Here is a 12706-nt window from a genome sequence, read left to right on the forward strand (position 1 = left end):
ACCTCCACTATGGTATAGTTTTCATCATTATGAAAGACATTACAAAAGGACTTGTGTATGCGGGTATCTTTGCGATTCCAGCGATTGTGCTCATTATTTCTAATACTATGTTTTTCCCTTTTATTACGGGGAAGAATTTTACCTTCAGAATTATTGTTGAAATTATCTTTGCAGGCTGGGTGATCCTTGCTCTCTATGAGCCACTCTACCGCCCTAAGTTTTCGTGGATACTTGGTAGTTTCAGCGCGCTTCTCGTGGTGATGTTTTTCGCCAACCTCTTTGGTGAATCGCCACAATCAAGTTTCTGGAGCAACTATGAACGTATGGAAGGGTACGTGACACTTGTGCACACATTCTTGTACATGCTCATTGCCGGTACCGTTTTGACCACAGAGAAAGTGTGGGACAGATTTTTTATGACAACCATTGGTGTGGCTGTCGTACTTTCACTCTATGCATTTGCACAGCTCTCGGGCAACATCACCATCAATCAGGGAGGCGTGCGTCTTGATGGTACGTTAGGAAACTCTGCATACATGGCCATCTACATGCTCTTCCATATCTTCATTACGTTCTTTATGCTTTTCCGTGCAAAGAGCAAGGGAGCACGTATTGTCTATGGTGGGCTTGCAGTTCTTTTCATCTATCTCCTCATACAGACAGCAACGCGCGGTACTATCCTTGGCCTTGTGGGCGGCTCATTCATTATGGCTACCTACATCGCGCTCTTTGCGCGAGAATATCCCATGTTCCGCAAGATTGCGACAGGGGGAATCGTGGCTATTATTGCGATTGTTGCAATCTTCATTACCTTTAAAGAATCATCATTCATTCAGGGCAACCCCTATCTTCAACGTATCGCAACTATTTCCCTCGCTGAAGGTGGCAATCGTTTTAATATTTGGAGCATGGCCTTTGAAGGAGTAAAGGAACGACCAATTCTCGGCTGGGGTCAGGGTAATTACAACTACGTTTTCAATGAGTATTATCGTCCAGAACTCCATGGTGGGGAAGCGTGGTTTGACCGTGTTCACAACATCGTCATGGACTGGCTTATTGCTGGAGGGGTACTTGGTCTTATTGCATACTTGTCTGTTCTTTTCTCAGCTCTGTACTATCTCTTCTTCCGACCTCTCTTTAGAAAAGATGATCATGCCTTTACCGTAGTGGAGCGCGGAGTGCTCATTGGGCTTCTTGCAGGCTACTTCGTACACAACATATTCGTATTCGACAACATCGTCAGTTACATCTTCTATGCCGTGATACTCGCATACATTCATGCGCGAGTGGCACTTCCAAGTTCCGCACTGGTGAAGCGTAAAGTAGATATACGTATTGTTGAACAGGTGGTTGTTCCCGTGGTATGTATCCTTGCGTTTGTAGTCGTGTACTCCGTCAATGTTCCGGGTATTCAGGCATCAAAGGATATTATCAAGGCATTCCAAACACAGGATCCAGAAAAAATGCTCCAGTCGTTTGAAACCGCACTTTCACGAGATTCCTTTGGTACTCAAGAAATTCGTGAGCAAATGACACAGAAAGCACAGGCAGTGCTTTCGGATGAGAAAATACCTGAAGAAATAAGACAAAAATTTAAGACTCGGGTAGAAGAAGAACTTCTCAAGCAGGAAGCAGAAAAGCCAGGCGATGCGCGTGTTGAAGTCTTTATAAGTTCATTTTATCGTGCTACAGGCAATCTCGAAAAAGCAATCGAACACCTCAATACTGCGCGTAAACTTTCTCCAAAAAAACAAATCATTATTTTTGAGCAAGGTTTTGCGTACCTCCAAAAACAAGAGCCACAAAAGGCTATGGAACTCTTTAAAGAGGCATATGATCTCGGTCCACAATTTATGGAGTCACGAGTGATGTATGCAATGGCTGCAACCTATGCGGGGAATATGGCTATCGTCGATGAACTCATTTCGACCGAAGAGCAAAAACAAGCATTCGCAAACAACGACAACGCGCTCCAGGCAATGCACCAGGTGCAGCAGTATGGACGTCTCAAAGAAATGCTTGAAATACGCATTGCGTTGAAGCCTACCGTCTCACAGGAACGTGCAAGTCTTGCATACGTACTCAATGATTTGATGAATGATACCGCAGGCGCGATTGAGGTGCTCAAGAAGGCAGGAGAAGATATTCCTGAATTCAAAGCAGAAGCTGATCAGTACATGCAAAGTATCGTGAGCAAGAATCTCGGCATAAAGGAGACTGCTCCCGTGGCTCCTGTGCCCACAGAATAGTCTTAGAGAGAATGACGCATACATTTTTTAGTGCCCTTCACACTGCTTGATTTCATGCCTTCATGTATACGAACTGATATACCCCTTGCTCCCCACACCACTCTTGGTGTGGGTGGCCCTGCGCAATTTTTTGCTGAGGTGGATTGTGTTGCTGTACTCGAAGAGGTCGTTATATGGGCAAAGAGAGAAGGGCACCCTATTACTCTTTTAGGGTGTGGTTCAAATGTGCTTATCTCTGAAAACGGGATACGAGGATTGGTGATTCGATACGTGGCTTCGGAGATTGCGTATGAGGAACGGGCTGATGTGGTACGGGTGACCGCTGATGCCGGAGTTATCCTCGATGCACTTATTCATGAACTTGTGTTGAAAGATTTGTGGGGGCTTGAAAATCTTTCCGCGATACCAGGTCATGTGGGCGCAGTGCCCGTTCAAAATGTTGGTGCATATGGTGTGGAAGCAAAAGAGATAATTGAATCAGTTTTCGTGTACGACACTTCTTGTGGACAGACACGAACACTCACAAACACAGAATGTGCTTTTGGATATCGTGATTCACTTTTTAAAAAAGCTGAGGGCAGCAAATATATTATTCTTTCAGTCACCTTTACGGTAGTGCATATGCGGGCACCACGACTCACCTATAAAGACCTTACCGAATATTTTGGTACACAGACACAACCTTCGCTCCATGAAATACGTGAAGCAATTATTACGATACGAGGAAAGAAATTACCTGACTGGCATGAGATAGGAACCGCAGGGTCATTTTTTAAAAACCCTATTGTGCCTCTTGCTGTGTATGAGGCGCTTGTCCAGAGATATCCAGAATTACCAGGCTTTCCGCAACAGGATGGTGATGTGAAGGTGTCACTCGGATGGATACTCGATAGGGTGTGTGGACTGAAAGGTTACCGTGAAGGGAAGGTGGGACTCTATGAAAAACAGGCACTCGTGCTTGTGTGTGAGCATGGTGCGACGGCACGTGAGGTGACTGATTTTGTAGCGCGCATCATTGCATTGGTGTATGAAAAAACGAGTATCGTGATTGAACCAGAGGTGCGGATGCTGTGAAAAAATATGTGTATGAAAAATATTTTAAAATATTTTTCATACACAAAACATTTTATACAAAAATAAAATTATAAAAAAATAAAATAAAATTTTTTATTTTATTTTTTTATCCCCACATTTTTTATTTTTTTTCTTGTGCATTTTTTGTAATGACTGATAATTATACATAAGCAAACATTCTCTTTGCACAATGCTCTTTGAAAAGGGAACAATGCGGTCGAAACGTTAATGAGTAAAATTTCAAAAATTTATATCATGCCAGCAAAAAAGAAAGTTGCAAAGAAGGCTGCTAAGAAAGTAGTCAAGAAAGTTGCAAAGAAGGCCGCAAAGAAGGCTACTAAGAAAGTAGTTAAGAAGGTTGCAAAGAAGGTAGCAAAGCGAAAATAATATTTCCGCAAAGCCATCTAAAGCACACAAAACACATTCCTGCATTGGAATGTGTTTTGTTTGTCTCATACGTGTGAAGGCGGTGCCTCTCAAGTAGTTTCATGGTATGCTATGCGGATTCTAACCATATATTATGTCATTTCTAGATACATTCTTCGGACCCACATACGAGAAGGAACTCAAGCAAATAAGCCCTATAATCGAGGCAATCAACGCGATTGAGCCATCACTTACCATACTTTCAGATAGTGAGTTGCTTGCGGCATCCGATGCGCTCCGAAATGAGGTGGTGAACGGTAAATCGCTTGATGATGCACTGCCACAGGCATTCGCACTTGTACGCGAAGCAGCAAAGCGGACACTCGGTCAACGACACTATGATGAGCAACTCATCGGTGGCGTCATTCTGCATCGTGGAAAAATAACCGAGATGCGTACTGGTGAAGGAAAGACACTTGTGGGTACCCTCCCTGCATACCTCAATGCACTCTCAGGAAAAGGTGTGCACGTCATCACCGTGAATGATTATCTTGCACGGCGTGATGGAGTATGGATGGGGCAAGTGTATGCACATCTCGGACTCTCGGTAGGTGTAATCAATCAAACAGGTTCATATCTTTATGACACTACGCACGTAGAGAGTGATGCAACACGTGATAGTCAAGGTGCATATAAAATTGTGTATGATTTTTTGCGACCATGTACCCGTAAAGAAGCGTATGCTGCAGACATCACGTATGGTACCAACAATGAGTACGGATTTGATTACCTTCGCGACAACATTGAATTTGAAATACAAAATTTACGTCAGCGTGAACATGCATACGCTATCATCGATGAAGTGGACTCTATTCTTATTGATGAGGCACGTACACCGCTTATTATTTCTGCACCAGCGCAGGATTCAGAGAATCTGTACAGTATCTTTTCGCAGATTGCGTCACGCCTCAACCCCGAGACTGATTACGTCATTGATGAAAAACTTAAAAGCGCAACACTCACGGATAGTGGTATCGAAGCCGCAGAAAAAATGCTCGGCATTGGTAATATCTACACTGATAAAGGTATTAAGTATGTACACCACCTTGAGACTGCGGTACGTGCTCGTGCGCTCTATATGCGCGATAAGGAGTACGTGGTAAAGGATAATGAAGTCGTCATTGTGGACGAGTTCACCGGCCGTATGCAGCCAGGACGACGATGGTCGGATGGTCTTCATCAGGCAATCGAGGCAAAGGAAGGAGTCACTATTCAGCAAGAGTCACGCACGTACGCGTCCATTACCTTCCAGAACTATTTCCGCATGTATGAAAAACTTTCAGGCATGACGGGAACCGCGCTCACGTCACAAGAAGAGTTTTACTCCGTATACAAACTCGATGTAATTCCAGTCCCCACACACCATCCTATTCAGCGTCTCGATCACAACGACCTTATCTTCCAAACGGAGAAAGGGAAAATTGCTGCTATTATTCGGAAAGTGAAAGAGGTGCATGAAAAGGGACAGCCAATACTCATCGGTACTGCTTCAATCGACAAAAATGAAATGCTCAGTGCCGCACTCACGGAGGCAGGTGTCGTACATGAAATGCTTAATGCCAAAAATCATGAACGTGAAGGCGAGATTATTGCGGATGCGGGAACAAAAGGAAAGGTGACGCTCGCGACCAACATGGCTGGTCGTGGTGTCGACATTAAGCTCGGTGGTACAAAAGCAACAAAGGAGGAGGCTGAGACCATTAAAACCCTTGGCGGACTCTTTGTACTTGGTACTGAGCGTCATGAGGCCCGCCGTATCGATAATCAGTTGCGCGGCCGCGCCGGCCGTCAGGGCGACCCCGGGAGAAACACAGTTTTATGTGTCTATGGATGACTCTCTCATGCGCGTCTTTGCGGGGGAGGCGGTAAAGAATATGATGGGACGCTTTGGTATCCCTGAAGATCAGCCTATTGAAAACGGCGTTATCACACGCTCACTCGAGTCCGCACAAAAGAAAATTGAAGGATTTCATTTTGACTCCCGTAAGCACGTGCTTGCGTATGACAATGTGCTCAACCAGCAACGGGTGATTATCTACGAAAAGCGCCGTAAACTTCTCCTTGGTTCTGCTACCGATGTGCAAGAACTCGCGCAGGAACTTATTGCCTTTATTCCCGAAGTAGAAGAGCAGATTGCGCTTCGTATCAAAGAGTATGGAGAGGAAGCGTGGTATGAAGTGATGCGTAAATTGATGCTTCAGGTCAATGACGTGCTATGGGTAGAACACCTTGAGGTCATGCAACATACACGCTCGAGTGTGGGGCTTCGTGCATACGGACAGCAAGATCCACTCATTGAGTACCGTAAAGAGGGCTTACGGCTCTTTAGAGAGATGCAGGAGGCTTCATTCCATCGCGTGGCAGAATTAGTCCCTACGGTGCGTACCGAGGCGGTAGAGCGTGAAGAGGAGGCGCTTAAGAAGGCTCAGGCACGCATTGCCCTCGGAGGAGGGAGTAGTGAGGTGGCGCGCGTGGCCGAGGAGATTGCGCATACACCTGTTGTGAGCGGAGCAAAAATTGGACGTAATGAATTTGTGACTATCACCAATGGCACCGATACCGAGACACTGAAGTTTAAGAAAGCAGAACCGCTTCTAGCGAGTGGGGAATGGAAAGTGGTAGAAAAGTAGAAAGCCCTTCACTAATATGGTCGACTTACGATGTCGGCCATAAACCCGCAAGGCGTCGCCTTGAGGGTTTTCCTATTTTCACTACGTGATACACTTCACGTATATGCATTTTTTAATTCGTCTTGCTATCACCACGTCAGCGTTTCTTATTGTCTCGTATGTGGTACCCGGTATCACGGTCTCGGGATGGATTCCTGCGGTCATTGTGGCACTCTTTCTTATCATTCTTAATACCATCGTTCGTCCGATACTCATTGTGCTTACACTGCCGATTACCATCCTCACCCTCGGACTCTTTCTTCTTGTTATCAATGCGAGCATCCTCTTTTTCGTTGCATCGTTTGTAGAAGGCGTGCAGATTCAAAATTTTTGGAGCGCTCTGCTCGGTTCCATCCTCATCAGTATTATTAGCACCTTCGCGAATAGGAAATAGCGGAAAATCAAAATCATTGCTTGCAATGGGGGTGATTTTGTGTTCTTATGGCAGGTACTATGTTTATAGATGAACTTACCATAACAGCAAAAGCAGGGCGTGGTGGCGACGGGGTCGTGCGCTGGCGCCGTGAGAAATCAGTTCCCGAGGGAGGGCCTGCAGGAGGTAACGGCGGAAAAGGTGGCGATGTATACATGCGCGCTGTCCGCGATTTGAGCCTCCTTTCTAAATACACGGGTTCAAAGGAGTTTGATGCACAGCCAGGAAACCCTGGTGAAAAGCGCAGTAAGTATGGCTTCAACGGGGAGGATTTATATATTGATGTGCCTGTGGGGGCCACAGTGACCGAAATAGAGCGTGAACGCGTCTATACCTTTACCCATGAAGGGGAAGTGCACAAGGTTCTTAAAGGAGGCCGTGGAGGCCTTGGGAACGAATACTTTAAGTCTGCTACCAATCGTGCGCCCGAAGAATCTACGCTTGGCAAACGAGGTGAGTCGGGCACTTTTACCATCATACTCTCACTCATTGTCGACATTGGCTTTGTAGGCTTCCCCAATGCAGGGAAGACCACGATGCTGAACGCCCTCACCAACACCAAGGCAAAGGTCGGCTCATACCCGTTCACCACTGTCGAGCCACACTTGGGAGAACTATACGGATTCATTCTTGCTGATATTCCCGGGCTCATCGAAGGAGCGTCTGAAGGGAAGGGTTTAGGACACAAATTCCTTAAACATATTGAGCGTACCAAAATGATTCTTCACTGCGTTTCACTTGAAAATGAAGACCCTCTCGCGATGTACAAAGCAATTCGCAGTGAACTTGAAAAGTTTGACCCGGAGTTACTCAAGAAGGAAGAATGGGTACTCCTCACCAAGACAGACGCACTCGATGAAAAGCATTGTGCAAAGGTGGTAGAGCAGTTCCGAAAAGAAGGCATAACGCACGTGTACCCCGTTTCTGGAATCCTCATGGATGGTGTAAAGACATTGAGTGATGAACTTATTGCACACCTTCGACAGAAAAATACGCCTTTGGAAACTGTGTAGAAACGTACTAATTACATTTATTTCTACTAAAATTCCCCTATCTCGTGATTGAGAGGGGGAATTTTATATATTTATAATGTATCTTAAAAACACGAAACATAAATATGTCAAGTGTATGTAGTGTTAAAATATGTTGTATTTAATAGGTTATTGAGCACATACAAAACTAGTGATATTTTTTTTAAAAACATTATACAATTGATTTTACAAAAATGAGTTTCGTGTCTTTATTTAAATCAAAAGCACACGAATAGGGTCATACATATTCATAAATTGTCCGCCTCAGTCATCATATGAGTGAGTGGGGAAACCTTAAAACTGAGTACTTGTCGATATGTGCTCCTTTAGGTACTATATGGTGTTATGAAAACGTACACACCAACCATTGGACTTGAAGTTCATGCCGAACTCAAGACCGAAACAAAGATGTTTTGTGATTCCAAAAATGATCCGCATTACGCAGAGCCGAATGCACACATTTGTCCTATCTGTATGGGGCACCCGGGAACACTTCCTGTTATCAATATGACTGCGGTCGAGTATGTACTTAAAGTGGGTGTAGCACTCCAGTCCGAACTCGCCACGTACACTGAGTTTGATAGAAAGAATTATTTTTACCCCGACATCCCTAAAGGGTATCAGATTAGTCAGTACCTCTACCCACTCGTGAAAGGTGGGACGCTTAATGGAGTTGCTATTACCCGTGTGCATCTTGAGGAAGATACTGCTCGTTCACTGCATGACCAAGGGTCGGGAAGTATTATTGACTACAATCGTGCGGGAGTACCACTTATGGAATTGGTGACTGAGCCAGTCATTCATGATGCAAAAACTGCAGGCGACTTTGCTCGCGAACTGCAACTCCTTTTGCGCACACTCGGCGTATCAGACGCAAACATGGAAAAAGGGGAAATGCGCGTTGAGGCCAATATCTCAGTGAGCGACTCAGAAACATTTGGTACTAAAGTTGAAGTGAAGAACCTCAATTCCTTTAAGTCAGTAGAAGGGGCAATTGCATTTGAAATAAAGCGTCAGATAGATGCACTCGAGCGTGGAGAAAAGCTCATACAAGAAACACGTGGCTGGGACGAGGCAAAGGGGAAGACATTTTCACAGCGTGTAAAAGAATCTGCAAATGACTACCGCTATTTCCCAGACCCAGACCTACCAAAACTTGATTTAACAAAGTCTGAGCGTCTCTCACTATCTCGCATAGAAGAGCATATGCCAGTATTACCATCAGAAAAGCGCTTAAAATATAAGAATCTTGGCCTAACGATAGAACAAACTGAGATAATAATCGCTCAATCTTCGACAGATTGTTTCTTTTTGCGTGTAGTCGAGTGTGCACAGAATGATGCAGAGGTATCCCGTCTTGCCGCAAACTATTTGATTACTGATTTACTCCCTCGCATTGAGTCCGATGACGTACTCGCATCTGCGCATGCGGACTATTTTATGTCTCTCATGCAAATGCTTATGGACGGTAAAATCACATCACGTGTAGCCAAGGACATATTGCTTTGCGTCGTTATTGAAGGGAATGAACCTGTGGCACTTGCTACCACTCGTGGGCTTTTGCAAAACAACTCTGAGGAGGGGCTAACAGACGTGATAACCACGGTAATAGAAGCAAACCCATCGGTAGTTGCTGATTATAAGTCTGGAAAGGAAGCATCAGTGCAGTTCTTGGTAGGACAAGGTATGAAATTATCTAAAGGGGCTGCAAACCCAAAGGTGCTTCTAGAACTCTTTAAAAAACATCTCTCATAGTCACAACTCGCGTGGGCGATATACACGGCTACCTGCTATGCAAGTAGCCGTGTATGCGTGTATACTAATTTGTATATGGAAGTCCTCGTTCTTGATGGCAAGAGTTATGTTAAGGCATCAAAGGCTGCTAAGGAACTTGGCTATGCCACCGACTACGTAGGGCAGTTGTGTCGCGGTGGACAAGTGGATGCACACCTCATCGGTCGCACCTGGTATGTCAATCAAGAGCATCTCAGTACACACAAGGTAGAGAAGAAACGCACTTCAAAAGCAAAGGCACGTGAGTACGCAAAGCGAACCATTGAAGAGCATCGAAAACACAATGCCGAAACTACGAATCACTATACAAATATAGCGATTCGGTACGAGCATGATGATGAGTCTCTACTACCCGAGACCAAAAAAATCCCTGTTGCAAGTGCTCCCGTACAGCGTTCCCTACGTGAGGTAGAAAAGTCTGATGATCTCAGTTTTGAAAACAAAGGCAAGACGGTGAGTATGTCCGGGACACTCAATGTGATAGATGTGACCGACGGTCCTACTGATGAAGACACCGTAGTACTTCATCCATCACGTATCCGGCCTTCAGTTTCAGAAAATGATGAGTCAGAAATGAGAAATAAAAAGTTAGAGCAGAAAGTACTCCCTCGTGTGGTAATAGCACCGATAATCGAGCGTAAGACATTTACAGAGAAACTTTTAGAATCGAATGTATCTGTTGATCCAGCAAAGGTCGCTCCGGCTACTGCAGAGGCTACACAGAATGTACCCCTAGAAAGCAAAGTATCTCGAGTAGAAGAGCAACGTCCACAGATATCAGTACTCGCCTGTGTCGCTATTGTGCTCGTGGTACTCCTTACATCACTCGCCACATTGCCACTCGGGAAGCGTATGACATACACGCCTCTTGACGGAGGCATCATAGGGACGGAAGTGTCATATACATTCTCTATCAGTACAGCAATTTCGATAATATCAAGTAAAATATAGGTATCTCGGATACGCAAGGTCTTTATATTTTTTACATAGTTTTGTAGTAATTCTGTGTACTCTGCAGGATTATTTTTTTGTGTCCTGAGTTAAAAAAATATTCTGTATTGCATGCACTCTCAGTCTTTTAATCATAATCAGTATTGCTGAGCATTTCTTCATTGTCTGCTCTAGGTTTTGTATTTGTTTTTTAATTTTTTAAGACAGATTTCATTGCGTATCTTTTGTTCAAGAGTTTCTGAATTTCTAGGGAAGTTTTTTGCATGTACAGTCCAGAATAGTACGCATAAAAAAACTTTTGAAATGTTGTAAAAATTTTCCATCTCCATCATATTTTCATGCCGAGTTATACCCACATACATCATTCTAAATGAAGTGAAAAACCTATAGAATATATGTACATTTAGTTTTTTATACATGTCGAGTGTACTCATCATTGACGGAAAAGAATTTGTTCCTGCACTTGCTGCAGGAAAGCATTTTGGGTACACAAAAGATTACCTCTTGATGCTCATCAAGCAGGGTCACATTGAGGGTCAAAAAATAGGGAACAAGTGGTACGTAAACATTCCTTCGGCGGAGCGTCACTTCCGCGTTACCAAGGCGAAGCGTGAAGTTCGCAAGAAGCAGGTGAGTCAAGAGCGCAAGGCAGAGTTGCGAGAGTACACAAAAACTCAAAAGCCAGCACAAAAAGTTTCTCCCCGTCGTGCACCATTTGCACTCGGAGTTCTCGCCGTTGTGGTGATTGCATTTTCAATGAGCGTTGCACGAATCTCTGGGATGCCACAACAACAAGCGGCGGTGAGCGAAGCCGCGGGCTTTTTTGAAAGCATTGCGCGCGCTGTGTATGACCTGGTGATGCCATCCCGCACAGAGGTGGTGAAGGTGGCACTTCCTGCGACAACCTCCGTACCCATGGAAGAAAGCGCCATAAGTGCACGTGTGGGTACGACGACATACTCCTCGCTTATTGTTGCTCCCGATGAACTTTTTACTGCAACGACCATCGAGTCAATTCAAGATTCATTTTCAGACCCCGTCACCGTAGCAGTCGACCCCGAGAATCCAAACACCGGCATCATCACCCCTGTTTTCAAGGATGGTAAGCAAGGAGAGGATTACCGCTTCCTTATGGTCCCTGTTGAGAGAAATAGAAACGGGTCACCATAAAAGTGACCCTCGAGTGCTTAACGGCAATAATGAAGAAAGTACACCACCCGCACCAAAAAGCACAAGAAGGGAAGCATGAAGACACAATGAATCTTTACAACAAAAACAAAATACACCACACACACAAGCACGCGATTATGTCGTTTGCTTCTGTGTGTGGCGTACTTGCATTCATCCTTGTGCTTATCGCACCAGTAACGAATGCTGCGCCTAATTACCAGATGAATTATCAGGGGAAACTCACCAACGCGGCCAATATCGCTGTGGCAGATGGCACATACAACATGCGTTTCTGGCTTCTCACTTCACCAAGTATTGCAACGACGAGTGCGGTATGGAGTGAGTCACTTACAACCACAAATAAAGTGCAAGTCACCAATGGTCTCTTCAGTGTGATGCTTGGAAGCACCAGTCCACTCACAGGAGTTGATTTCAATCAGACCTTGTACCTCGGAGTAGAAGTAGGGGGTACCTCAACACTGGCGTGGGATGGCGAGATGAGCCCTCGTAAGGTGCTCGGCACCGTGCCTGCCGCGTTTGAGGCAAAGAATGCAACCACGTTTTCTGGTATTGCCACCACATCATTCCTGCGTAGCGATGTAGACGACTCTGCCTCAGGTCTCCTTACATTCACGGGAGGTATTATTTCAAATTCTTCTTCAACAATCACCAACCTCACCTCACTCATCGCAACCACCACGACACTCGTTATCAATAATTCACCCTTTACTTCTCTCACTGGCACAGGACTCACTAATACCGCAGGCGTCCTTACCGCAACCCTCGGTACGGACATTATTGCAACCGAGATGGCAAATAGTGACCATGGTTTCTTCTCATACACCTCAAACGTTGCCTCACTTGATACGAATGGTCTCACCTCCGCAAACCTCGCAACCGCACTTACCG

The 12706-nt window shown here is 45.0% G+C and carries 7 protein-coding genes and 1 pseudogene; all 8 read left to right on the forward strand.

Annotation, left to right across the window (positions count from 1 at the left end; all coding sequences use genetic code 11):
* The first annotated feature begins 29 nt into the window (after nt 1–29).
* The 8 genes and pseudogenes from IPH92_05365 to IPH92_05400 all read left to right on the forward strand — a co-directional run bounded on the left by IPH92_05365 (nt 30) and on the right by IPH92_05400 (nt 11797).
* Complete coding sequence (locus IPH92_05365) at nt 30–2249, forward strand: O-antigen ligase family protein (protein QQR64948.1); 2220 nt, start codon at nt 30–32, stop codon at nt 2247–2249.
* A gap of 54 nt (nt 2250–2303) precedes the next feature.
* Nucleotides 2304–3323 carry a UDP-N-acetylmuramate dehydrogenase gene (gene murB / locus IPH92_05370; protein QQR64949.1) on the forward strand — a complete coding sequence of 340 codons (1020 nt, stop codon included), beginning with the start codon at nt 2304–2306 and terminating at the stop codon, nt 3321–3323.
* Between the two features lie 520 nt (nt 3324–3843).
* Nucleotides 3844–6379 (forward strand): annotated as a pseudogene (gene secA, locus IPH92_05375) (preprotein translocase subunit SecA).
* 103 nt (nt 6380–6482) lie between these two features.
* A complete protein-coding gene (locus IPH92_05380; GenBank protein ID QQR64950.1) occupies nt 6483–6812 on the forward strand; it encodes a phage holin family protein in 330 nt (109 codons plus the stop codon).
* Between the two features lie 59 nt (nt 6813–6871).
* On the forward strand, nt 6872–7864 hold the full coding sequence (gene obgE, locus IPH92_05385; GenBank protein ID QQR64951.1) for a GTPase ObgE: 993 nt from the start codon (nt 6872–6874) through the stop codon (nt 7862–7864).
* A gap of 363 nt (nt 7865–8227) precedes the next feature.
* Nucleotides 8228–9637, forward strand: coding sequence for an Asp-tRNA(Asn)/Glu-tRNA(Gln) amidotransferase subunit GatB (gene gatB, locus IPH92_05390; protein ID QQR64952.1), 1410 nt, complete (start codon nt 8228–8230; stop codon nt 9635–9637).
* Between the two features lie 75 nt (nt 9638–9712).
* The gene (locus tag IPH92_05395) at nt 9713–10627 is read left to right on the forward strand and encodes a hypothetical protein (GenBank protein QQR64953.1); all 915 of its coding nucleotides are present in this window, start codon (nt 9713–9715) and stop codon (nt 10625–10627) included.
* Between the two features lie 417 nt (nt 10628–11044).
* Entirely contained in the window at nt 11045–11797 is a 753-nt protein-coding gene (locus IPH92_05400) for a hypothetical protein (GenBank protein ID QQR64954.1), read from the forward strand.
* The last annotated feature ends 909 nt before the right edge of the window (nt 11798–12706 follow it).

This window comes from Candidatus Kaiserbacteria bacterium (assembly GCA_016699245.1).
Taxonomy (GTDB): Bacteria; Patescibacteriota; Minisyncoccia; order Phycocordibacterales; family UBA918; genus Damh-18.